The 22,273-nt window shown below is 70.6% G+C and carries 22 protein-coding genes and 2 pseudogenes; 21 read left to right on the top strand and 3 right to left on the bottom strand.

Going from position 1 to position 22,273, the window contains the following annotated elements; genetic code table 11:
* The 7 genes from AB0J72_RS55095 to AB0J72_RS55065 form a co-directional block, all read left to right on the top strand.
* A partial coding sequence (locus tag AB0J72_RS55095) for a hypothetical protein (RefSeq protein WP_363416058.1) occupies positions 1 to 576 on the top strand: 576 nt, incomplete at its 5' end.
* 14 nt (positions 577 to 590) lie between these two features.
* Positions 591 to 1,091: a hypothetical protein gene (locus AB0J72_RS55090; protein WP_363416055.1), complete on the top strand. Its 501-nt coding sequence runs from the start codon at positions 591 to 593 to the stop codon at positions 1,089 to 1,091.
* Between the two features lie 84 nt (positions 1,092 to 1,175).
* Positions 1,176 to 1,865, top strand: coding sequence for an IS6 family transposase (locus AB0J72_RS55085; protein ID WP_363416078.1), 690 nt, complete (start codon positions 1,176 to 1,178; stop codon positions 1,863 to 1,865).
* Between the two features lie 270 nt (positions 1,866 to 2,135).
* Entirely contained in the window at positions 2,136 to 3,569 is a 1,434-nt protein-coding gene (locus AB0J72_RS55080; protein WP_363416052.1) for an NAD(P)/FAD-dependent oxidoreductase, read from the top strand.
* 227 nt (positions 3,570 to 3,796) lie between these two features.
* Positions 3,797 to 4,246 carry an SDR family NAD(P)-dependent oxidoreductase gene (locus tag AB0J72_RS55075; RefSeq protein WP_363416049.1) on the top strand — a complete coding sequence of 150 codons (450 nt, stop codon included), beginning with the start codon at positions 3,797 to 3,799 and terminating at the stop codon, positions 4,244 to 4,246.
* Positions 4,234 to 4,509, top strand: coding sequence for an SDR family oxidoreductase (locus tag AB0J72_RS55070; protein WP_363416076.1), 276 nt, complete (start codon positions 4,234 to 4,236; stop codon positions 4,507 to 4,509). Before AB0J72_RS55075 ends, AB0J72_RS55070 begins: the two co-directional genes overlap by 13 nt.
* 142 nt (positions 4,510 to 4,651) lie before the next feature.
* Positions 4,652 to 6,769, top strand: coding sequence for an FAD-dependent oxidoreductase (locus AB0J72_RS55065; protein ID WP_363416046.1), 2,118 nt, complete (start codon positions 4,652 to 4,654; stop codon positions 6,767 to 6,769).
* Positions 6,770 to 7,160: 391 nt separating this feature from the next.
* Here AB0J72_RS55065 and AB0J72_RS55060 read toward each other — a convergent pair whose 3' ends face one another.
* The 3 genes and pseudogenes from AB0J72_RS55060 to AB0J72_RS55050 all read right to left on the bottom strand — a co-directional run bounded on the left by AB0J72_RS55060 (position 7,161) and on the right by AB0J72_RS55050 (position 9,064).
* A complete protein-coding gene (locus AB0J72_RS55060; protein ID WP_363416073.1) occupies positions 7,161 to 7,568 on the bottom strand; it encodes a MaoC/PaaZ C-terminal domain-containing protein in 408 nt (135 codons plus the stop codon).
* Between the two features lie 51 nt (positions 7,569 to 7,619).
* Positions 7,620 to 8,024 (bottom strand): annotated as a pseudogene (locus AB0J72_RS55055) (MaoC family dehydratase N-terminal domain-containing protein); the annotation flags it as partial.
* 23 nt (positions 8,025 to 8,047) lie between these two features.
* Complete coding sequence (locus tag AB0J72_RS55050) at positions 8,048 to 9,064, bottom strand: LLM class F420-dependent oxidoreductase (RefSeq protein ID WP_363416043.1); 1,017 nt, start codon at positions 9,062 to 9,064, stop codon at positions 8,048 to 8,050.
* A 331-nt stretch (positions 9,065 to 9,395) separates the two neighbouring features.
* Between AB0J72_RS55050 and AB0J72_RS55045 the strand changes: the two genes are divergently transcribed.
* The 14 genes and pseudogenes from AB0J72_RS55045 to AB0J72_RS54980 all read left to right on the top strand — a co-directional run bounded on the left by AB0J72_RS55045 (position 9,396) and on the right by AB0J72_RS54980 (position 22,271).
* On the top strand, positions 9,396 to 10,616 hold the full coding sequence (locus AB0J72_RS55045; RefSeq protein ID WP_363416040.1) for an ABC transporter substrate-binding protein: 1,221 nt from the start codon (positions 9,396 to 9,398) through the stop codon (positions 10,614 to 10,616).
* On the top strand, positions 10,613 to 11,368 hold the full coding sequence (locus tag AB0J72_RS55040; RefSeq protein ID WP_363416038.1) for an SDR family oxidoreductase: 756 nt from the start codon (positions 10,613 to 10,615) through the stop codon (positions 11,366 to 11,368). Before AB0J72_RS55045 ends, AB0J72_RS55040 begins: the two co-directional genes overlap by 4 nt.
* A gap of 31 nt (positions 11,369 to 11,399) precedes the next feature.
* A complete protein-coding gene (locus AB0J72_RS55035; RefSeq protein ID WP_238009904.1) occupies positions 11,400 to 11,816 on the top strand; it encodes a VOC family protein in 417 nt (138 codons plus the stop codon).
* A gap of 7 nt (positions 11,817 to 11,823) precedes the next feature.
* Positions 11,824 to 12,696: a branched-chain amino acid ABC transporter permease gene (locus tag AB0J72_RS55030; RefSeq protein WP_363416035.1), complete on the top strand. Its 873-nt coding sequence runs from the start codon at positions 11,824 to 11,826 to the stop codon at positions 12,694 to 12,696.
* The gene (locus tag AB0J72_RS55025; RefSeq protein ID WP_363416032.1) at positions 12,693 to 13,670 is read left to right on the top strand and encodes a branched-chain amino acid ABC transporter permease; all 978 of its coding nucleotides are present in this window, start codon (positions 12,693 to 12,695) and stop codon (positions 13,668 to 13,670) included. Before AB0J72_RS55030 ends, AB0J72_RS55025 begins: the two co-directional genes overlap by 4 nt.
* A complete protein-coding gene (locus AB0J72_RS55020; protein WP_363416029.1) occupies positions 13,660 to 14,439 on the top strand; it encodes an ATP-binding cassette domain-containing protein in 780 nt (259 codons plus the stop codon). The genes AB0J72_RS55025 and AB0J72_RS55020 overlap by 11 nt, the downstream gene beginning before the upstream one ends.
* On the top strand, positions 14,436 to 15,152 hold the full coding sequence (locus AB0J72_RS55015; RefSeq protein WP_363416026.1) for an ATP-binding cassette domain-containing protein: 717 nt from the start codon (positions 14,436 to 14,438) through the stop codon (positions 15,150 to 15,152). The genes AB0J72_RS55020 and AB0J72_RS55015 overlap by 4 nt, the downstream gene beginning before the upstream one ends.
* A 3-nt stretch (positions 15,153 to 15,155) precedes the next feature.
* Positions 15,156 to 15,920, top strand: a pseudogene (locus tag AB0J72_RS55010) (NAD(P)-dependent oxidoreductase); the annotation flags it as partial.
* Positions 15,909 to 17,114, top strand: a complete 1,206-nt coding sequence (locus AB0J72_RS55005; RefSeq protein WP_363416070.1) for a thiolase family protein — start codon at positions 15,909 to 15,911, stop codon at positions 17,112 to 17,114. The pseudogene AB0J72_RS55010 and the gene AB0J72_RS55005, both read left to right, overlap by 12 nt.
* Complete coding sequence (locus AB0J72_RS55000) at positions 17,111 to 18,337, top strand: acyl-CoA dehydrogenase family protein (protein WP_363416024.1); 1,227 nt, start codon at positions 17,111 to 17,113, stop codon at positions 18,335 to 18,337. Before AB0J72_RS55005 ends, AB0J72_RS55000 begins: the two co-directional genes overlap by 4 nt.
* A complete protein-coding gene (locus tag AB0J72_RS54995) occupies positions 18,334 to 19,185 on the top strand; it encodes an IclR family transcriptional regulator (protein WP_363416067.1) in 852 nt (283 codons plus the stop codon). The genes AB0J72_RS55000 and AB0J72_RS54995 overlap by 4 nt, the downstream gene beginning before the upstream one ends.
* Complete coding sequence (gene fabG / locus AB0J72_RS54990; protein ID WP_363416021.1) at positions 19,182 to 19,952, top strand: 3-oxoacyl-ACP reductase FabG; 771 nt, start codon at positions 19,182 to 19,184, stop codon at positions 19,950 to 19,952. Before AB0J72_RS54995 ends, fabG begins: the two co-directional genes overlap by 4 nt.
* A 10-nt stretch (positions 19,953 to 19,962) precedes the next feature.
* Entirely contained in the window at positions 19,963 to 21,102 is a 1,140-nt protein-coding gene (locus tag AB0J72_RS54985; protein WP_363416018.1) for an acyl-CoA dehydrogenase family protein, read from the top strand.
* A gap of 26 nt (positions 21,103 to 21,128) precedes the next feature.
* Positions 21,129 to 22,271, top strand: coding sequence for a CaiB/BaiF CoA-transferase family protein (locus AB0J72_RS54980; protein WP_363416015.1), 1,143 nt, complete (start codon positions 21,129 to 21,131; stop codon positions 22,269 to 22,271).
* Positions 22,272 to 22,273: the final 2 nt, after the last annotated feature.

Genomic DNA, 22,273 nt, shown 5'->3' with positions numbered 1-22,273 from the left:
GTCACGCGCCGGCCGCACCCGCGCACCGCGCGCCGCCCGGCGCCCGCGACCCGCCGCCCGGCGCCCGCGACCCGCCGCCGGACCCGGTTCACCCGCACCGCGCCCAGCAATGTCGTGCTCGCCGTCCTGATGTGCGCCGCCCTGGCCGCCGGCGCCGTCTTCGGCAGCCGCTGGTATGACGATCGCATGCTGGAGCGCACACACCAGCAGGCCCTCGCGGCGGCGAAGCAGATCACGGTCAACTTCGTCTCGGTGAGCGCCTCCAGCGTCGACCGGGACCTGCAGCGGATCGCCGACGGCGCGACCGGCGACTTCTACGACGAGTTCGCACGGGGCCGGCCGCAGGTGCGGGCCGCGATCGTGGAGAACAACGTCGAGTCGCGCGGCACCGTGCTGCGCGCGGCGCTGGTCTCCGGCGACCGGCACTCGGCGGTCGTCCTGGTCGCGGTCGACGCGACCGTCCGCAACGCGAAGGCGCCCGACGGCCGCGCCTCGCACTACCGCATCCAGGTTGATGTCACCCACGACGCCGGATCGGGCCGCTGGCTCGTCTCGCGGCTCCAGTTCGTCGGCTGATCCGGGAGTTGATGATGCCGAAACTCAAGTGGCCCAGGCTCCGCATGCGTCGCGGCGGCGCCGCGTGTGTAGCCGTCCTGGCGCTCGGCCTCGCCGTCGCGGGCGCCGGCTGGTACCAGCACGAGCAGGCGCGGCAGCGGGACGTCGCGGTCCGCCAGTCGCTCGCCGCCGCGACCGCCGCCGCGCAGGCGATCTTCTCGTACGACTACCGCAGTTTCGACACCAGCGTCGCCAACGGGCGGGCGTTCGCCACCGGCCAGTTCGCCGACGAGTACGCGAAGACGACCGCCGCGCTCAAGCCGCAGGCCGTGTCGGAGCAGGCGATCGTCCGCGCGGCGGTGTCCGCCTCCGGTGTCGTGACCGCGCGCCCGCAGCGGGTCGAACTGCTGCTCTACCTCAACCAGTACCGCCGCAACACGAACGTCACCGGCGAGAAGGTCGACCAGAACCGGGTGGTGCTCACGATGGTGCCGGTGAAGGAGGCCTGGCTGGTGTCGCACGCTGTGGCGATCTGACCCATGCCGGCGCCGTTGCGTTGAGCGTTGGCAAGGTCGAGGCAGGCTTGAGCGGTGAAGTCATCGATCCGACCTGACTTGTGGCTGCCTCCGAAATCGTCGTTCGTTGGGTTCCGGTTCCCGCCCGAGGTCATCGTCGTCGCGGTGCGCTGGTATCTGCGGTTCAATCTGTCCTACCGGGACGTTGAGGAGTTACTGGTCGAGCGCGGCGTGGAGGTCGACCACGTCACCGTGTATCGGTGGATGCAGCGGTTCACCCCGCTACTGGCCGACGCGGCCCGGTTCTGTCGCCACGCACCAGGCGATAGGTGGCACGTCGACGAGACGTACGTCAGGGTCAACGGAGTCTGGCGGCACGTGTACAGGGCGGTCGACCAGTACGGGCAGGTCATCGACGTGCTGGTCTCGGCCCGTCGGGACGCAAACGCGGCCCGTCGGTTCCTTCGCCGGACGCTGTCGACGTTGAAGGTGACGCCCACCGAGGTGGTCACCGACGCCGCCGCAGTCTACCCCGCCGTCCTCGAAGAGTTGATCCCGTCCGCGTGGCACCACGTCGAGCGGTATGCCAATAATCCGATCGAGGCTGATCACAGCCGGCTCAAACAGCGGTTGAGACCGATGCGCGGCCAACGAACGGACAAGTCAGCACAGGTGATCATCGCCGGACACGCGTTCATGCAGAACCTGCGCTGCGGCCACTACGAACTCGCCGTCGACGCCCCGTCGGCTACGCGAGTCGCCACAGCGTTCGCCGAACTCGCCCACGCGATCTGACCGCGGACCCCAACACGGGTTCAAACGCGTCCGTCGATCCCACAATGCAACGCCGCCGCCGGCGGACCCCGCAGACGTAGCAGCGGCTTCGATCTTTCACCGGGTGAAGGTTCGGGGGAAGTCGCTCTGCTGTTCGCTGTGCACATGCCTGGCGTGCAGGGGCTGGAGATCCGAGGTGCGGGTGAAGCCGTCGCGGTTCGAGATCACGGGTTCGAGTCGGCCTGCCGGGGAAGTCACACGAGGCGTGACCTCGAGCATCGGAGGGGTGCCATGGCGAACACGAGCGACGAGTTCGACCTGATCGTGATCGGTGCCGGGCCGGTCGGGATCATCGCCGCCGCGCGCGCGGTGCGCGGTGGCCTGACCGCGGCCGTGGTCGAGGAGCGCCTGGCCGGTGGCGAGTGTGAGTACTACGCGTGTGTGCCGAGCAAGGCCCTGCTGTGGCCGATGGAGCTGGCGGCCGAGGTGGAGCGGATGCCAGGGCTGGAGCTGCGCGGCCGGATCGACGCCGCCGCGGTGCTGGCTCACCGCGACGAGACGGTGTCCCACCGCGACGACGGCCACAACGTGAACCTGATCGAGAAGTTCCCGGCGACGTTCGTGCGGGGTCATGGGCGGCTGGCCGGGCCGTTGCGGGTGGAGGTCACGACGCCGGAGGGCGGCACCCGGACTCTGCGGGCCCGGCACGCCGTCGTGATCGCCACCGGCAGCAGCCCCGCGATTCCCGACACCCCCGGGCTGGCCGACGCCTGCCCGTGGACCAACCGGGAGGCGACCAGCGTCCAGTCGGTGCCCAGGCGGCTGGTCGTCCTCGGCGCCGGGCCGGTGGCCTGCGAGATGTCCCAGGCGCTGCATTCCCTCGGCGCCCAGGAGACGACCGTGCTCGCGCGCGGCGACCGCCTGCTCTCCCGGGCCGAGCCGTTCGCTGGCGAGCTGGTGGCGCGCTCGTTGCGGGACATGGGCATCGACGTGCGGCTTCGCCAGCCGGTCACCCGGGTCGAGCGGCCTGTCCCGGGTGGTCCGGTGACCGTGCACACCGGCGACGGCGGGCTGGTCGAGGCCGACGAGATCCTCCTCGGCACCGGCCGCCGACCGGCCGTGTACGACATCGGCCTGGACACGATCGGTCTGCGTATGGACGGCTCGGACGGCCCGATCGAGGTCGACGCGAGCATGCGGGTCACCGCCGTCGCGGACGGCTGGCTGTACGCCGCCGGCGACGTCAACGGCCGCAACCAGCTCACCCACATGGGCAAGTACCAGGCCCGGGTGTGCGGTGACGTGATCGCTGCCCGGGCCAAGGGTGCACCCGACGACGCGCCCGGGCTGCGCGACACCGCCGACGACCGGGGTGCTCCCCAGGTCGTGTTCACCGAGCCGCAGGTGAGCATGGTCGGGCGCACCGAGGACCGGGCCCGCGCCGACGGGTTCGCCGTGCGCACCGCCGAGTACGACATCGGCGCGGTCGAGGGCGCGGTGGTCCGCGGCGTCGGCTACTCCGGCTGGGCGAAGCTCGTCGTCGACGACGAGCGCCGGGTTCTGCTCGGCGCCACCTTCGTCGCCCCGGACGTGGCCGACATGCTGCACTCGGCCACCATCGCGGTGAACGCCGAGGTACCCCTCGATCGGCTGTGGCACGCCGTCCCACCGTTCCCGACCGTCAGCGAAGTCTGGCTGAGCTTGCTGGAGAAGTGCGGCCTGTGACCTCGGTGCGGTTCGTGGTATTCGAACAACGGGGTCAGGTGTCGGTCGTGCGGCGCAGCGCCACCACCGACACCGAACTCCTGCGTGACCTGTCATGAACCGCAGCGGGACACCGCGTGCAATCGCCTCGAGTCGTGATCCGACCTACGGTCGATGTAGGCGCCCGGTCGGCTGGTTCTCCGGTCCGCATTCCAGCCGTTCCGCCGTCGCGCGAAGGCTCCGCTGCCATGAACGTCCAGGAGCAGAAGGTCGCGGTCATCACCGGGGCGTCCCGGGGCATCGGCGCCGGCCTCGTCGAGGCCTACCGCAAGCTCGGCTACGCGGTCGTCGCCACCGCTCGATCGATCGGCAAGTCCGCGGACCCCAGAGTCCTGACCGTGGCCGGCGACATCGCCGTCCCGGCCACGACCGACCTGGTGGTGGCCGCCGCAATCGAACGTTTCGGCCGGATCGACACCCTGGTCAACAACGCCGGCGTCGTCCTGGCCAAGCCTTTCACGCAATACACCGACGAGGACTACGCGACCGCCACCGGCGTGAACCTGACCGGCTTCTTCCACCTCACCCGCGCGTCGGTCAACGCCATGCTGTCCGGCGGCGGAGGGCACATCGTGAGCATCACCACCAGCCTCGTCGACAACGCCGACGCGCGTGTCCCCTCGGTCTGGCCTCACTGACCAAGGGCGGCCTGCAGGCCGCGACCAAGTCGCTGGCGATCGAGTACGCCACCCGCGGCATCCGGGCCAACGCCGTCTTCCCCCGGCACCATCAAGACCCCGATGCACGCCCGCGAGACCCTCGACACCCTGGCCGCGCTCACCCCGTCGGCCGGCTGGGTGAGATCGCCGACATCGTCGACGCCGTGCTCTACCTGGAGACCGCCCCCTTCGTCACCGGCGAGATCCTGCACGTCGACGGCGGCATGAGCGCGGGCCACTGATCACCGCGACCTGCGCAGTGGACCACCCACGGGGCGGCACAGACAGAGGCGACGGCCTCAGGGCGCAGTTGAAGGGCTGGCGCAGTCGGCACAGGTTTGACGGCCGTCCGAGCGGGCAGACGCGACCGTGGCAAGGTACAAGGTGGGCTACATTGTCGGCAGCCTCGCGGGCAGCTCAATCAATCGAGCGCTGTCCAGGGCGCTCATCCGTCTGGCCCCACCCGAGCTGGAATTCGTGGAGATCCCGATCCGCGACCTGCCGCTGTACAGCTACGATTACGACGCCGACTTCCCCGCCGCGGGCCGGGCGCTCAAACAGGGCATTGCCTCCGTCGATGCGGTGCTGTTTGTCACGCCGGAGTACAACCGCTCGATCCCCGGCGCCCTGAAGAACGCCATCGACTGGGCGAGCCGGCCCTGGGGCGACAACTCCTTCTCACACAAGCCTTCGGCCGTGATCGGCACATCCCCGGGCAAGATCGGCACCGCGATTGCACAGCAGAGCCTGCGTAGTGTGCTCGGCTACTGCAACTCTCCCCAGATGAACGCCCCAGAGGCGTACATCCAGTTTCGCCCCGGCCTGATCAGCGATACAGGCGAGGTCCGCGACGCCGGCACGGAACAGTTCCTGCGGACCTTCATGGCGGAGTTCTACGGGTTCGTCACCCAAGTTCTGACGGCGCTGCCTCCGGCCGCAGCGCACGAGGCCCGGCCGCGGCCACGCTCCGCCGGCGAGGCGGACGCGCTGGTGGTCGGCGCCGGCCCGGTCGGCCTGATGGCCGCACACGAGCTGCTGCGCCGTGGGATCGCCGTGCGGTTGGTCGACGCCGCAACCGGCCCGGCCACCACGAGCCGGGCCGCCGTGATCCATCCACGCACCATGGAGATCCTGGACCAACTGGGGCTCTACGAGGAGTTCAACGCCCGCGCGGTGCAGGGCAGAGGGATCGCCTTCGACGCCGACGGCCGCCAGTTGGCCTCGATGGACGCGGAGTTCACCGAGCACGCTACGCGCTTCAACCGGATGTGGATGCTCGACCAGGTCATCACCGAGCAGCTGCTCCGCTCAGCGGTCGAGCGGCTCGGTGGTCGTGTCGAATGGGGTGTCCGGCTGACCGGCATCGAGCAGGGCGCCGAAACGGTGCGCGCGACGCTGGACCACGACGGCAGGGTAGAGCAGGCGACGGCGCCGTGGCTGGTCGGCTGCGACGGCGCGCACAGCACGGTCCGGGAGCAGCTGGGTGTGGTACTGAAGGGCGAGCCCATCGAAACCTGGTTGATCGCCGACGCCGAGATCAACTTCGCGCGGCCGGTCGAACACGACCGGATCCGCTGGATCCGGGCGGACGGCGCGTCCGTGATGCTGTTTCCGCTGGTCGGCGAGCGCCGCTGGCGCCTGCTCGACACCGTCGACGTCGACTACGGCGGCGATGACGACGCGATCGCCGAGCGGTTCGCCCGGAAGCTCAGCCGCGGTCTGGGGACCGAGGCGCGCGTGGAGCGCCCGAGCTGGGTATCGGTGTTCACCATCCAGCAGCGCGCGGCGCCCGTGATGCAGTCCGCCCGTTGCTTCCTGGCCGGCGACGCCGCGCACGTACACAGCCCCGCCAGCGGACAGGGCCTGAACACTGGCGTGCAGGACGCATTCAACCTGGCCTGGAAGCTCGCCGCGGTGATCCGAGGCCTGGCCGGCCCGAGCCTGCTGGACACCTACAGCGCCGAGCGGGTGCCCGTCGGCGAAGCCCTGCTCCGCTCGACGCGAACGGCCACGGATCTCGTGGACCTGCGCAACGTCGTGATCGACGAGCACCTGCCCGCCTTGTTCGAGGTGGCCAACGCATGGCCCCCGATCTTCCATGCGCTGAACCGGAGCCTCTTCGGGGCGATGTCGGGCCTCGGCATCGCGTACCGCACGAGCCCGCTGACGGTAGCGGACACCGACACGCTCCGGCCCGGGCCCGCCCCCGGGGAGCGCGTTGTGCAGGCCCGCCACCCCGAGGCGGACACCGCCGGCTGGCGGAAGCTGTTCGACGCGCTGCGTAGCCCGAGCTGGCTGCTGCTCACCGCTGACCCGGCCACCGGTGGTCGCGAGCTCTCACTGCCGAGCCTGGCGCAGACGTGCGCCGTCGGCCGACCGGCCGCCGACGCGCTCGGCCTCGACGACGGCGGGTGGGTCCTCGTCCGGCCCGACGGCTACGTGGCCGCTCGCGGGCATGGCCAGGACCAACTCAACCGCGCCCACTGCCGCATGCCGCTATGAACACACCGAAACCGCGCCGCGGTACACGCGCGCACCGCCGCGAGGGTCCGGTCGGGTACGGCGCGGAGCCAGTCGAGGGTTTCGACAGCGATGAGGTTGGGTTCGCGTGCACGCTGCAGCAGCGCGGAATCGGTGCCAAGATCCTGGCAGACGTGGATGAGATCATGTCGGACGGCACGGCGGTGTGCTTCGTAGTGGCGTATTGCGAGGCCAACGTCGCAGTCGGGGGAGGCGCAAGAAGCTTCAATGCGATGTCCGGCAAAAGCAGCAGATCATGCCCGAGGCCACAACCTCACCAACTGAGACACCCCTTAGGTCAAGCGGCTGCCTGCGCGGGATGGCTGGGGACGTCTGACGGTGGCGCGTGGTGCAGTTCAGCGAGACCTGCCCTTCATCGATCGGTGCGCGCGGCCGGGCGAATGGTGAGGCGGGAGAATGCGACGAGGGTGGCACCGACGTTTGCCTCGGCGACCAGTTGGCGGTGGCCGGCGTCGTCGGGGTCGCCGATGGTCGCGGACACGGTGAGCGTGGTACCCCGGTCGTCCGGCACCAGCAGCGGCCGTTTGAACTGGGTCTCATGGTCGAGCACTCCGGCAAGGTCGCCGATCCATTCGGTGACCGCCCGCGCGGTCAGCGCCATGGTGAGCATCCCGTGCCCGATGACACCGGGCAGTCCCGCCTGGGTGGCGGCGTGATCGCTGAAGTGGATCGGGTTGAAGTCACCCGACGCGCCCGCGTAGCGCACCAGGTCCTGCCGGGTGACTTTGAACTCGCGGTCTGGAAGCTGCTGGCCGGACACGGTCCAGGGCTGCGGCGGTTCCGCGCCGCGATTGCCGGCCCGGGGCCGGGTCCCCCGTTCGACCAGCGTCGAGTATGCGGTGCAGACCGGTTCCCCGGCCGTGGTGGCGATCTCGCTGCGCGTGGTGACGATCTGGTGCACCCCGCCGGACTGGATCTGTTCGATGTGGACGGTCACGGTCAGTTCGTCGCCGGCCCGGATGTCCCTCGTGTGCCGGAATCGCTGGCGCCCGTGCACCACCCGGCTGTAGTCCAGCCCGAGTGCCGGGTCGGACAGTGCGTGGCGGGTGGCGGGCAGGCTCAGCACGATGGGAAACGTGGGCAGGACCACCGGCCGGCCGTTCTGACCGGGGGCGGCCGCGGTGGCCAGGACGAACTCCTGAATCTTCTCCCGGCTGACTCGGTACGGCGCGGTGGGTGCGAACACCTTGCCGATGAACGCCTCGTTGAGCGGCATGTTCTTCTCCTGATCGGGGTCTGCTAGAGCGCGGTGGCCAGCCACGCGGCCAGGTCGACGTCGGTGGTCTTGAGGGTCAGTACGTCGACCCCGGCATCCGCCCAGGCCGCCAACCGGTCCCGGATCCGTTCCCGGGGTCCCACGAGGGCGAGCTGGTCGATGAGCGCGTCCGGCACCGCGGCGGCCGCCGCGGTGCGATGCCCGTCCAGGTACAGGTCCTGGATCTGCTGGGCGGCCGCTCCGTAGCCCAGCCGGGACGCCAGGTCGGCGTAGAAGTTGCGGCCGCGCGTGCCCATGCCGCCCAGGTACAGGGCGAACACCGGGCGCAGCGCGTCCCGGCAGCCCGCGAGGTCGGCTCCGGGCGCCAGGTGCACCGTGGCGACGACCCGCAGCGGGCCCAGGTCCGCGCTGCGGTGTGCCAGACCGGGGGCGAGGAGCTCGCGGTACAGCTCGGGCCGGTCGGGGCAGTAGAAGGCGGGCAGCCAGCCCTCGGCGAGCTGCCCGGCCAGCGCCACGTTGCGCGGGCCGTTGGCCGCCAACAGGACCGGAATTCGCGGGCGTGTCGGGTGCAGTGTGGCCTTCAGCGGGCGCGGTGGCTCCCGGTCCGGCCGCGGGTACGGCAGCGGGTAGTGGACGCCCGGGTAGGTCAACGGGTCCCGCCGGGCCACCACCGCGCGCACGATGTCGACGTACTCGCGAGTGCGGGCCAGCGGGGAGTTGAACGCGACGCCGTGCCAGCCCTCCACCACCTGCGGGCCGGAGGTGCCCAGGCCGAGCAGCAGCCGGCCCTCGCTGAGCTGGTCGAGGGTGAGCGCGGTCATCGCGGTGGCGGCCGGGGTGCGCGCCGGCATCTGCAGCACCGCCGTGCCCAGGCCGATCCGGCTGGTCACTGCCGCCAGGTAGGCCAGCACGCTGACCGCGTCGGAGCCGTACGCCTCCGAGACCCACAGGGAGTCCAGGCCGGCCGCGTCGGCGCTGCGGGCCACGGCGGCGAGGTCACGCAGGCCGGTGGAGTGTCCAAGGCTGAGTCCGAGTTTCATGAAGCCCCGGTTCTGTTCTGTATATAGAACGATCATTGTCTTGGTTTCGAGAACAGTATGGACGCTGACGGTGGGCGTCAAGGTTCGGAATCGCGCCCGTCTTCGCTGGAAAGCAGCGCGGAGGGTTGACACTCCCGGATGATCCATTCCATGATGTTCGGCACCAACACCCTGAACGACGTTCTACTGACAGACCGTCGGTGCTTCCCGACCGCTCTTCGGGACGCCGAGAGCCGGAGCCTCCGGCTCGTCGCATTCACACACCACAGCCCTGCGCGCATTTCCCCCGTCAGGGCTTCCGGCCGCATTGCCCACCCCGCAGGGAGCGACCATGTCCCGTACCCGCGCGGCACGATGCCTGAGCATCGTGGCCACCTCACTCACGTTCGCCGCACTGATCACCGCCTGCGGCGACGGCAAGGACTCCGGCTCCTCATCGTCCGGAAAAGGCATTGTCATCGGCATGGTCGAGGACACCTCGGGCGGTACCGCGGCCACCTCGGCCGAGGCGAGCACGGGGATCTCGCTGGCCATCGACGAGATCAACAAGGCGGGCGGCGTCGGCGGGCGATCGCTCAAACTGATCCGTCAGAGCGACGGCAGCCAGCCCAGCCAGACGCCGGCCGTGGTTCGCAAGCTCGTCAGCGACGGTGCCCGCGTCATCATCATGAACTCGTCGTCGGCGTCGGCCCAGCAGGTCAAGCCGGTCGTCGAGCAGGAGAAGATCGTGGCCGTCTCGGCGACGAACATCGCCACCGCCATCGCAGAACCGCCGAACAACACGTTCTCGTTCATCCTGGCCAACCCGATCACCGACATCGGCACCGTCTACGCGGCGGCGTTCAAGAAGACCGGCGTCACAAAGCTGGCCGTCATCACCGACGACTCGCCCACCATGGCCGGGCTCAACAAGGGGCTGCTGCCCATCTTCGAGCAGTCCGGCATCACCATCGTCGCCAACGAGAAGGCGCCGCTCAACAGCACCGACGTGGCGCCGCAGCTGAGCCGCGTCGCCGGCGCCAAGCCCGACGCGCTGTTCGTGTCCTCACTGGGCGGGCAGCTGGAGGTGCTGTTCCACAACACGGCGCACCAGATCATGCCCGACACGCCGCGGATCTCCCTGGCGTCGATCGGCAACCAGCCGGAGACCTGGAAGCTGGCCAAGCCCGGCGCGTTGCGGCAGCTCGTCTACGCCAGCGCCATCTCCGCCGACAACGAGCGCTCGACCGAGCTGGGCGGCAAGCTCAAGGCCAAGTTGGGGGAGAAGTACCTCGGGCTGACCGCGTTCGCCGCGCAGGGCTACGACACCGTGTACCTGCTCAAGCAGGCGATCGAGAAGGCCGGCGTGGACAGCAGCCCGGCGCAGTTGCGAGACGGGCTCGAGCAGATCAGCAAGTTCCCGGCGAGCTGGGGACGGCAGGGCTTCACGATGAGCTTCACGTCCAGCAAGCACGTCGGCAGCGACGGGCTGTGCGGCATCGTGCTGCGCCGCTTCACCGAGCAGAACCAGCCCGGCGACAACTGGGCCGACTACCAGCCGCAGTGCTCATGACGGGCACGACGGGTCAGTCGCGCACCGCGTTCATCACCGGCGGTGCCCGGGGCATCGGGCGGGCGTTCGCGCAGGCGCTTGTCGCCGACGGGACCCGGGTGGTCCTGGCCGACATCGACGAGACGGCGGCGAAGCAGGCCGCCGCCGATCTCGGGGCCGCCGCGGCGCTCGGGGTCGCCTGCGACACCGCCGACGAGGTGTCGGTGCAACGCGCCGTCGACGAGGCGGCGGCACGCTTCGGCGGTCTCGACATCCTGATCAACAACGCCGGCAAGCACCTGATGGCCTGGAGCCGGCCGGTCACCGAGATCTCCACCGCAGGCTGGCGGGAGATCCTCGACGTGAACGTGCTGGGCATCGTCAACTGCGCCCGAGCCTGCCGGCCTCACCTGCGCCGCAGCGGCGTGGGTGCGGTACTCAACATCTCCTCGGTGTCCGGCTTCGCCGCCACCGACGTGTACGGCATCACCAAGCTTGCCGTGCGGGGCCTGACGGCCGCGCTGGCGAAGGAGTTCGCGCCCGACGGGATCCGGGTGAACTGCCTGGCCCCTGGGCCGATGGACTCCGAGTCGGCCATGGCCGACCTGCCCGAAGCATTGCTTCGTGACTTCATCGCCAACAAGCAGCTCATCCAGCGCCAGGGCCGGATGGTCGACCTCGTGGGCGCCATGCGGTTCTTCTGCGGCGCGGACAGCGCCTTCATCACCGGCGAAACCCTGATCGTCGGTGGCGGTTACCCGCTTCGAGTCTGACTCGCATCACTACATCCAAGGAGTGAGTTCCATGTCGTGGAGCCTGCATCACGTCAACCTGCCCGCCTCGGACGTCCGAGCGATGGCCGCCTTCTACTCGAAGGTGTTCGGCATGCAGGAGAAGACGTTCCCGTTCGTCGCCGACGGACGGGGCGCCCTGGAGACGGGCAACGACTTCGTCGCCCTGTTCGAGGACCACAACCAGCGGCAGATCCACATCTGCAAGCCGACCCCGTCGCTGCCGTGGGACAACCAGCTGCGGCTGCACCCGGTCATCAACGGACACATCGCCATCGAGGTCGATGACATCGACGGCGCGATGCGGCGGCTCGACGAGCTGGGCATGCCCTACAACGACACCGGCACGTGGGCGCTCAAGGGCTACCGGCAAGTCTACTGCTACGACCCGTCGATGAACGTCGTCGAGATCAACCAGAAGCACCCCTGAGACAACGATGCCCCTTCAGGTCATCGTCTCGATCATCGAGACAGGATGCTTCTTCGGTCTGCTGGCCGCGGCGATGTTCGTGGTACGGGAGAGTTCCGGATTCTTCAACTTCGCGATCGGTGGATACGCGGTGTTCGCCGGGCTCGCCTCGGCGTACTTCACCAGCGTGCGGGGGCTCCCCGCCGCCGTCGGGGTCTTCATCGGGGTGATCGGCGCGGTCGCACTGGCGCTGCTGACCGAGGCGCTCGTGGTGCGTCCGATGTGGAAGCCGGGCGCCAACGAGGAGCTGCCGATGGTGATCGCGCTGGTGGCCACGCTGTTCGCCCTGGAACAGCTCGCCGGGGTGCTGTTCGGCCGTGCCGCGCTGCCCGGGCCACAACTGGTCGGGGACGGCGCGGTGCGGCTGGGCAGCGCCACGGTGACCTCCCAGGCCGCCCTGGAGGTCGGGCTCACCGCGGTGGCGTTCGGGTTGCTGCTGCTGTTCATCTACCGCACCCGGATGGGCCGGAGTCTGCGCGCGATCGGCGAGAACACGCCGGCCGCCATCGTCCTCGGCCTTCCGGTGCGGGCGGTACGCATCGCCTCGTTCACCCTCGCCGGAGTGCTGGCAGGCCTCGCGGGCAGCGTCTTCGCGGCACGTTCCGGGATCATCTTCGACAGCTCGATGGACTACACCCTCTTTGCGTTCCTGGCGCTGGTGATCGGCGGTACCTCGTCGATGTGGGGGCCGCTGGCCGGCGGGCTGATCCTGGCCGCCATCCAGTCCGCCGCCATCTTCTACTTCGGCGCGGCAGCCCTGCAGTACGCGACTCTGGCCGCCGCCGTGCTCTTCTTCGCCTTCCGCCCCCAGGGCATCTTCATGAAACGGGTACGGGTATGAGCGCCACCCGCCTGCGGCCCCTCGCCGAGCCATTTGTCACCGGCGCGCTGCTGGTCCTCGCCATCACCTGGGTCGGCACCGACGGGTACCGGCAGGACCTCGCCGTGCTCACCGTCACGTACGGGCTGATCGGGCTCGGCCTGTACAGCCATTTCATCATGGGCGATTCGCTGTCCATCGCCTACAACGCCTACGCGGCGATCGGCGGCTACGCGATGGGCCTGGTCGCCACCCGGACCGGCTGGCCGCTGCTGGTGTCGCTACCACTGGGCATCGTCGCCGCTGTGCTCATCTCCGTGGCGCTGGGCCTGGCCACCCGCCGGCTCAACGGCTTCTACCTCGCCGCCGTGACACTGCTGTTCGGTGAGGCGTTCCAGGCATGGCTCATTGACGCGCACGACGTCACCGGCGGCGCCGAGGGCGTGATCCTCACCCGGTCGATCAGTGTCTTCGGCGCCCAGCTCGGCCGGGACGAGATCGTGATCGTCGCGCTGGTACTGATGTGGCTGATCACGTTGCTGCTGTCCCGGTTGCGTCGCTCGCCGTTCGGCGTCGCGCTGCGGGCCAAGGGGCAGGCCGCGGTCGCCGTCGAGGCGGCCGGGGTGCCGGTGACCGCGCTGACGCTCATCTCGCTGAGCATCGGCGCCGCGATCGGCTCGCTGGCCGGTGCCGTGTTCACCACCGCGAACCTGTCGATCCTGCCGGAGTCGATCCCGCTGTCGGTGGCGTTTCTCGCGGTGTTCATCCCGTTCCTGGGCGGGCGTTCCAGCCCGTGGGGTGTGGTCATCGGCGCGCTGCTGGTCACGCAGCTCACCTTCAACCTCAACTTCTTCCAGGGTTCCGGGACGCTCTTGTTCGCCGTCGCCGTGGTGGCCGTGCTCATCTTCGCCCCGGAGGGCCTGATCGGCGTGGCCCGGGGCCTAACCGGCCGGCTCGTCGGCGCTGTCAACCGAGGCGGACGCGATGAACGCTGACATCCTTTCCTGCCACGAGCTGACCAAGTCGTACGGCGGAGTCAAGGCGGTCACCGGCGCCTCGTTCGCGGTCGGCGCCGGCGAGATCGTCGGGCTGGTCGGTCCCAACGGCGCGGGCAAGAGCACGATCGTCGACCTGATCGGCGGCGAGCAGCAGCCCGACAGCGGCCAGGTCCTCGCCGGCGGGGTACCGCTGGCCGGCTCGCCCTCCCGCCGCGCCCGTCGCGCCGGGCTGGCCCGTACCTATCAGTACCCGCAGGTCGCCGGAGCGCTCACCGCCCGCGACAACATCATCGTCGGCGGTCTCGCCCGGGACCTGTCCTCCGGCTTTGCCCTGTTGGGCACAGCGGTGCGAGGCATGCTCGCCCCGGGCGGCCGGGCACTGCGCGAGGAGGCCGGCCACATCGCCGCTCGCCTCGGGCTGCACCGCATCGACCGGCTGGCCGCGGACCTGACCCTCGGCGAGCTGCGGCTGCTGGAGGTGGCCCGTGCGCTGCTGCAGCACCCGCGCATCGCGCTGCTCGACGAGCCGTTCGCCGGACTGGCCGCTGACGGCATTGCCGGCCTGTCCGAGTCCATCCGCACGGTGGCCGCCGGGGGCACGGCCGTGCTGCTGGTCGACCACAACGTCGACATCGTGGCCTCGATGGCCGACCGGATGGTGCTGATGGCTGGCGGCACGGTTGTCTTCGACGGCGTACCCCGCGACTGCCTCGCCAGCGCCGAGATGCAGGCAGTCTACTTCGGCACCGGGCAGGTGGATCGATGAGCGAGACGGGACTGCGGGCCTCCGGCCTGACCGTCCGGTACGGACGGGCCAGCGCGCTGAACCTCGCCGGTACCGAGCTGCGCGTGCCGGCGGGGCGGGTGACCCTGGTGGTCGGCCCCAACGGCGCCGGCAAGAGCAGTCTGGCCCTGGCCATGTATGGCTCCGTGCCGGCGGGCGGGCAGGTTTTCCTCGGCGGCCGGGACGTCTCCGCGCTGCCCACCCGGAACCGGGCCCGGGCCGGGCTCGCCCTGGTACCGCAGGGCCGGCAGCTCTTCGCGCGGATGAGCGTCCGGGAGAACCTGATGGTCAGCGCCGAACTGCTGCGACTGGACCCGGCGCGGGTGGAGCAGGCACTTGACCGCTTTCCGATCCTGCGGACCCGCGCCAACCGGCCGGTCGGCGTGCTCTCCGGCGGTGAGCAGCAGATGATGGTGGTGGCCCGGGCGTTGATGACCGACCCCAGCGTGCTGCTGCTCGACGAGATGGCCACCGGGTTGGCCCCGCTGATCGTGGAGGACCTGCTGCGCACCGTGCGGGATCTGGCCCGGTCGGGCACCGCCGTGCTGCTGGCCGCGCCGACCATCGGCGTGCTCGGCCAGGTCGCCGACGGTGGCGTCGTGCTGATGCGCGGCCGGGTCGTCGCCGAACACGATGACGTCGCCGAGCTGGACGCCGCCTACCAGGCCGCCATGGGCGCCGTCGTGGAGGGCTGAGCCGTGACCGACGGTACAGTGGTGGTCGGCTTCGTGGGGCTGGGCAACATCGGCCAGCCGATGGCCGGCACGCTCGCGGCTGCGTTCCCGGTGGTCGTGTACGACGTGAACGCGTCGGCCGCCGCCGGGGTGCCCGGTGCCCGGGTCGCGGCCTCGGTGGCCGACCTGGGCGCCGCCGCCACGGTGGTGGGCGTCGCGGTGTACGACGACGGCCAGGTCCGCGACGTGGTGACCGGCCTGCTGGCCGGGATGCGCCCCGGTGGCACCATCCTGGTGCACAGCACCATCTCGCCGGGCACCGTGCGAGACGTCGCGGCCCAGGCGGGTGCGGCCGGGGTGGCACTGCTGGACGTGGCGGTCGCCGGCGGCGACGTCCTGGCGCGACGCGGCGAGCTCACCCTGATGGTCGGCGGCGACCCGGACGAGTTGGCCCGCGTCCGCCCGGTCCTCGACGCCCTGGGCAGCCGGATCCACCACGTCGGGCCGGTCGGCGCTGGACTGGCCGCGAAGCTGGCCAACAACCTCGCGCTGCACGTCGGGTTCCAGGTGTTGGAAGAGGCCCTGGCCGTGGGCGCCGAAGCGGGTGTCGGCGAGGCGGAGTTGCTGGAGGTGCTGGACTCCGGCACCGCGCGGTCCTGGTTGACCGGCAACTTCGCCTACTACGGCCGCCAAATCCGCGAGGTACTGCCGCCCGGCATGGTCGCCAAGGACCTGCGCGCCGCCGTTGCGCTGGCCGGCGACGGCGCAGACATCCCGCTGACCCGCCTCGCCGCCGGCACCCCGCGGGAGGCGGTGGTGGTGGCGGCGCTGCGGACCCCACTGGGCCGTCGCCGGGGCGCGCTGAGCACGGTACGCCCGGACGAGCTGCTGGCCTACACTCTCCGCCGGCTCGTCCAGCGGGCCGGCATCGCACCGGACGCGGTGGACGACGTGATCGCCGGATGCGTGAATGCCGTCGGTGAGCAGGGCCGCAACATCGCCCGGGTAGCCGCGCTGGCAGCCGGCCTGCCGGTCACGGTGCCCGGCGTGACCGTCAACCGGATGTGCGGCTCCAGCCAGCAGGCGCTGCACTTCGCCGCGCACGCGGTGCTGAGCGGTCAGCAGCGGATGGTGATCGCCGCCGGCGTCGAGTCGATGTCCCGGGTACCGCTGGGCGCCGATGCGGCGGGCGTCACGCCACCTGACGCGGTCACCGGCCGGTACGCGCTGGTGGACCAGGGCGTGGCGGCGGACCGGATCGCTGCCCGCTGTCACCTGGGCCGGGCCGAGCTGGACGCCTTCGCCTTGGCCAGCCACCGCAACGCCGAGGCCGCCTGGCGGGACGGCCGATTCGCCGACGAGTGCGTACCGGTGCCCGCCGACCTCACCGCTGCGCTGCTCGCCGGCGAGCTGCCCGACGCCGGCTGGCTCATCGAGCGCGACGAGGGCATCCGGCCGGACACCTCGCTGGCGGCCCTGGCCACGCTGGAGCCCGCCTTCGGCGCGGGCGGCGTGCACCACGCCGGCAACTCCAGCCAGCTCACCGACGGCGCGGCGGCCGTGCTGGTCTGCGACCGCGCCGAGGCGCAACGGCACGGCCTGGAACCGCTGGCCCGGATCGTGGCCACCGAGGTGGTCGGCGTGGAACCCGACCTGATGCTGCACGGCGTCATCCCGGTGACCCAGCGCATCCTGGAGCGCACCGGACTCACCCTCGCCGACATCGACCTGTACGAGGTCAACGAGGCGTTCGCCAGCGTCCCGCTGGCCTGGCTGCGGGAGACAGGCGCCGATCCCGACCGGCTCAACGTCAACGGTGGCGCCATCGCGCTGGGCCACCCCACCGGGTGCTCAGGCGCCCGGCTGGCCACCACCCTGCTGTACGAGCTGCGCCGCCGGGGCGGTCGCTACGGGTTGCAGGTCATGTGCACCGGATACGGGATGGCCACCGCGACGCTCTACGAACGGATGGGTGAAGCATGAGCGAACTGCTGCCGGCGCAGACCCGGGAGATTCTGGACGGGCTGCGCGACTTCCTCGACGCCGAGGTGCTCGCCCGCCACCGCGACGCCGGTGCGCTGCTGTCCGACCCGCGCCAGCGGTACGGGCCGGACGGCCGGCACGTCGCCGCGGTCGAGGAGCACCGCCGCGCGGTCCGGATGGCCTCGTCCCGCGCCGGGTATTACACGATGTGCGTTCCCGAGGATCTCGGCGGCGGTGGGCAGGGCGCGGTCACCATGTACGCGGCGTGGGAACTCATCAACCGGCTCTGCGGCAGCGCCAGCTGGCTGGGCAGCGAGGTGGTGGCGCACTGGGCGACCGGACCGAGCGTGGTGTTCGCCCACGCCGGGCAACGGCTGCGCGACACCTTCCTCGGCCCCCTCCTGTCCGGCGAGCAGACCATGTGCTTCGCGATGTCCGAGCCGGGCGCCGGCTCGGACGTGTGGCAGATGTCGACCCGGGCGGTACCCGAGGCGGGCGGCTGGCGGCTCACCGGCGTCAAGCAGTGGATCTCCAACGGGCCGCATGCCGACCTGGCCCTCGTCTTCGCGGTCACCGACCTCGAAAGGGTACGGGCCCGGGCGGGCGGCATCTCGGCCTTCCTGGTGCCGACCGACGCGCCGGGATTCCGGGTGGACAGCGTCATCGGCCTGTACGGCCAGATGGGCGGCGAGCATGCCATCCTGTCGATGGACGACGTGCGCGTCGAGGACTGGCAGCTGTTCGGCGAGCCGGGCGGCGGGCTGTCGCTCGGGTTGGACGGCATCGCCACCGGCCGGCTGTACAACACGGCGAAGGGCGTCGGGTTGGCCCGCTGGGCGCTGGGCCTGGCGGTCGAGTTCGCCACCGGGCGGGAGACGTTCGGTACCCGGCTGTTCGACAACCAGGGTATCTCGTTCCCGCTGGCCGATGCCGCCACCCGGATCCACGCGGCGCACCTGATGGGGTTGCACGCCGCCGGACTGGTCGACGCCGGGCGGCCCGCCCTGACCGAGGTTGCGATGGCCAAGCTGTTCGCCACCGAGATGGCCACCGATGTCATCGACCGGGCCATGCAGACGCTCGGCGGGATGGGCATCACGACCGAGGTGGGGCTCACGAAGGCGTGGCAGAGCATGCGAACGGTACGGATCGCGGACGGCTCGTCGGAGATACTCAAGCGGCTCATCTCACGGCGTCTGGCCAATGGCGAGGTGAGCGGATGAGTCGAGGTGCTGTTGCCATGTCCGAGGAGTACCGAGTCCCCGCCATCGAACGGGCCGTACGGGTGCTGAGGCTGCTCGCCGCGCGGGACTCGATGTCGCTGGCGCAGACGGTGGAAGCCACCGGGATGAACAAGAGCACCACCTACTACATCCTGCGCACCCTGCTGGCCGAGAACCTCGTGCAGTACGACGACGCCGGGCAGCGCTACCAGCTCGGCCCGGCCCTGGTCGAGCTCGGTGCCGCCGCTGCCAACCAGATGAACGACGTCAGCATCGCCAAGCGCAGCCTGGCCGAACTGCTGGAACAGATGAACGTCACGATCGTGCTGTACCGGCGGATCAGCCTGACCGAGATCATCTTGGCCGACAAGCTGGAACGCCCGCACCGGGTACGCATCACCCTGCAGGTCGGCACGCCGGTGCCGATCCAGGGCGGCTCGTTCGGCCGGGTCTTCCTCGCCTACGACCAGCCCTCGCAGGTCAACGCCGCACTGGCCACCGGGCTGCAACTGTTCACCAGCAAGAGCGTCACTCGCAAGGAGATCTTCCTGCGCGATCTGGAACGCGTGCGCGAGCAGGGCTTCGCGGTCGACCACGAGGGTTACGCGCTGGGCGTCAGCACAGTCGCCGCGCCGGTCTTCGGGCCGGACGGGCGGATCCGGCTGGTCGCCGCCGCCGTGGGTTTCACCAGTGAGATGGACGAACAACGATCCGCGCTGTACGGGCGACTGCTGCGCGAATGCTGCGAGCGGATCACGAAGATGCTCGCCGGCCGCACCGAACTCGTCGGTCAGGACGAGTCCTGGGCCGGCCACCAACCTCTGAAGGACAGGGAGTACCGCACATGACGGCTACGGCCTCGGTTTCAACACAGTCGCTCCGCGGTCAGGTGGCCGTGGTCACCGGTGGAGCGGGCGGGCTAGGGCTGGCCATCGGCCGGGAACTCGGGCTGGCCGGCGCGATCGTCATCGTGGCCGACATCGCCGCCGAACCCGCCGCCCGGGGTGCCGAGCAGTTCGTCGCGGATGGCATCGACGCACATCCGCACGTGCTCGACGTGACGTCCCGGCAGAGCATCGACGCGATGGCCGCCGAGGTGAACGACCGCCACGGCCGCATCGACATCCTGGTCAACAACGCCGGCTTCCCGGTGGACCGGCCGTTGGTGTCCATGAGCGACGACGACTGGCACCAGGTGCTCAACGTGTGCCTGTACGGCACCTTCGCGTGCAGCCGTGCCGTGGCGCCGAGCATGATCGAGCGCGGCTATGGACGGATCATCAACATCAGCTCCCGCGCCTACCTGGGCAACCCGGGGCAGGCGAACTACGCCGCGGCCAAGGCCGGCATCGTCGGCCTGACCCGTACCCTGGCCAAGGAACTCGGCCGGTACAACATCACGGTCAACGCGATCGCCCCCGGCCTGGTCGCCACCGAGACCGTCCGCCAGCACCCGAAGTTCGACGCCATCGCGGAACGGGCGCAGCGCGCCAACTCGATCCGCCGCCTCGGCACCCCCGAAGACATCTCCGCCGCCGCGCTGTACTTCGCCTCGCCGGCCGCCTCGTTCGTCACTGGGGACGTGCTGCACGTCACCGGCGGCCGGTTCAGCTGAGGCGGCGGCCATGGACGTTCTGCTGAACGAGGACGAGCGGCTGCTGCGCGACAGTGTGCGCTCGTACCTCGACGCGAAGATCGCGCCGATCGTGACCGAGCACGAACGGGCACGCACCTTCCCTTGGCATCGGCTGGTCGAGCTGTACGAGTTCGGGTACGTGCGCGGCGTGGTACCGGTGGCCGACGGCGGCGACGGTGCCAGCCACATGATGCTGGCGCTGCTGATGCAGGAGGCCGGCCGCTGCTGGGGTTCGCTGCGCACGACCCTCAACGTGCAGAGCATGCTGGCGCGGATACTGAGCACGGCCGGCACGCCGGAGCAGAAGGAGCGGTTCCTGCGGCCACTGCTGGCCGGGCAGCGGTTCGGCTGGTTCGCGCTCACCGAACCCGAAGCGGGCTCCGACGCCGGGGCGCTGCGCACGTCAGCCCGGCGTGACGGGGATGACTACGTCATCAACGGGCGGAAGCAGTACATCACCAACGCCCTGGCCGGCGACTTCGGGGTCGTGCTGGCCCGCGTGCCGGACACCGGTGAGGTCAGCGCGTTCCTGGTCGACCGGACGGAGTCGCAGTACCAGGCCTATGACATCCCGCACATGCCACTGCGGGCCACGACCAGCTGCGAACTGGTCTTCGAGCAGACCCGGGTACCGGCGGCCAACCTGCTCGGCGACTTGGGCCGCGGGCTGGCCCTGGCGATGGCCGGCGTCAACCTGGGCCGGTTGAACATGGCCATGGGCGCGGTCGGGCTGGCACAGGCCTGCCTGGAGTCCTGTGTGAGCTTCGCCCGCACCCGGGAACAGTTCGGCCGCCCGATCGCCGGATTCCAACTGGTGCAGGAGATGGTGGTGCAGGTCGCCACACTCACCGAGACGGCCCGGCTGCTGGGCTATCAGGCAGCCCGCACGCTCGACGCCGGGCTGCCGGGCCGGTACGAGTGCTCGATGGCCAAGTACTACTGCGGCGAGGCAGCCGGTCAGGCGGCCACGCTGGCGTTGCAGGTGCACGGCGGGGCCGGGCTGATGGAGGAGTCCCCAGTGGAGCGCTACTTCCGCGACGCGCGGGAGGCGACCATCCCCGAGGGCACCAGCCAGATCCAGATCCTGCACCTGGGCAAGCACCTGCTCGGGGTGTCAGCACTGCGATGAACACAGCATACGACGAAGGAGACGTCATGTCCGGGCCACTGCACGGGGTACGGGTCATCGAGGTGGCGGCGCTGGGCCCGGTGCCGTTCGCCGGGATGCTGCTGGCCGACATGGGTGCCGAGGTGATCCGGGTCGACCGGGTGGGCGCCCCCGCGCCGGGCGCGGGAGCGCGCGCCGAGACCGATCCCCGGCACCGGCACCGGCGCACCGTGGCACTGGACCTCAAGCGGTCCGAGGGCGTGGACCTGTTGCTGCGCCTCGTGGCGGGCGCCGACGTGTTGATGGAGGGGATGCGGCCCGGCGTGATGGAGCGGCTGGGTGCCGGCCCGCAACCCTGCCTGGACCGCAATCCGGGGCTGATCTACGCGCGGATGACCGGCTGGGGGCAGGACGGGCCGCTGGCCCAGCGCGCCGGGCACGACATCAACTACATCGGGATCGCCGGCGTGCTACATCCGATGGGACCGGCCGAGCTGCCACCGCCGGTGCCGTTGAACCTGGTCGGCGACTTCGGCGGGGGAGCGCTGTACCTGGCCTTCGGTATCGCGTGCGCCCTGCGGGAACGGGAGATCTCCGGGACCGGGCAGGTCATCGACGCGGCCATGGTGGATGGTGCGGTCTCGCTGACCGCGATGTTCCACGGGATGCTGGCCGCCGGTACCTGGTCGGACCGGCGGGAGAGCAACGTGCTCGACGGCGGTGCGCCGTTCTACCGCACGTATCGCACCAGCGACGGAGGCTTCATGGCGGTCGGCGCGATCGAGCCACAGTTCTACGCGCAGCTGCTGTCCGGGCTCGAGTTGGCCGCCGAGGAATTTCCGCAGCACGACCGGGAGCGCTGGCCGGCCCAGGCCGCCGCGTTCGCCCGGATCTTCGCCACCCGATCCCGGGACGAGTGGACGGAGGCCTTCGACGGTACGGACGCCTGCGTCACGCCGGTGCTGTCGATGGCCGAGGCCGCCGCGCACCCGCACCTGGCCGCCCGGCGCACCCTGGTCCCGGTCGCGGGTGCGCCCCAGCCGGCACCCGCGCCGCGTTTCTCCCGGACGGCACCGGTGGCGCCGGGCCCGCCGGTCGGGTACAGCCGGCACACCGACGAACTGCTCGGCGGGCTAGGCCTATCCACAGTGGACATCGAACGGCTGCGTGCCGACCGGATCGTGGGCTAGGC

Source organism: Dactylosporangium sp. NPDC049742 (assembly GCF_040674675.1).
GTDB classification, from domain to species: Bacteria; Actinomycetota; Actinomycetes; order Mycobacteriales; family Micromonosporaceae; genus Dactylosporangium; species Dactylosporangium maewongense.
This window is presented reverse-complemented; position numbering and strand designations above follow the sequence as displayed.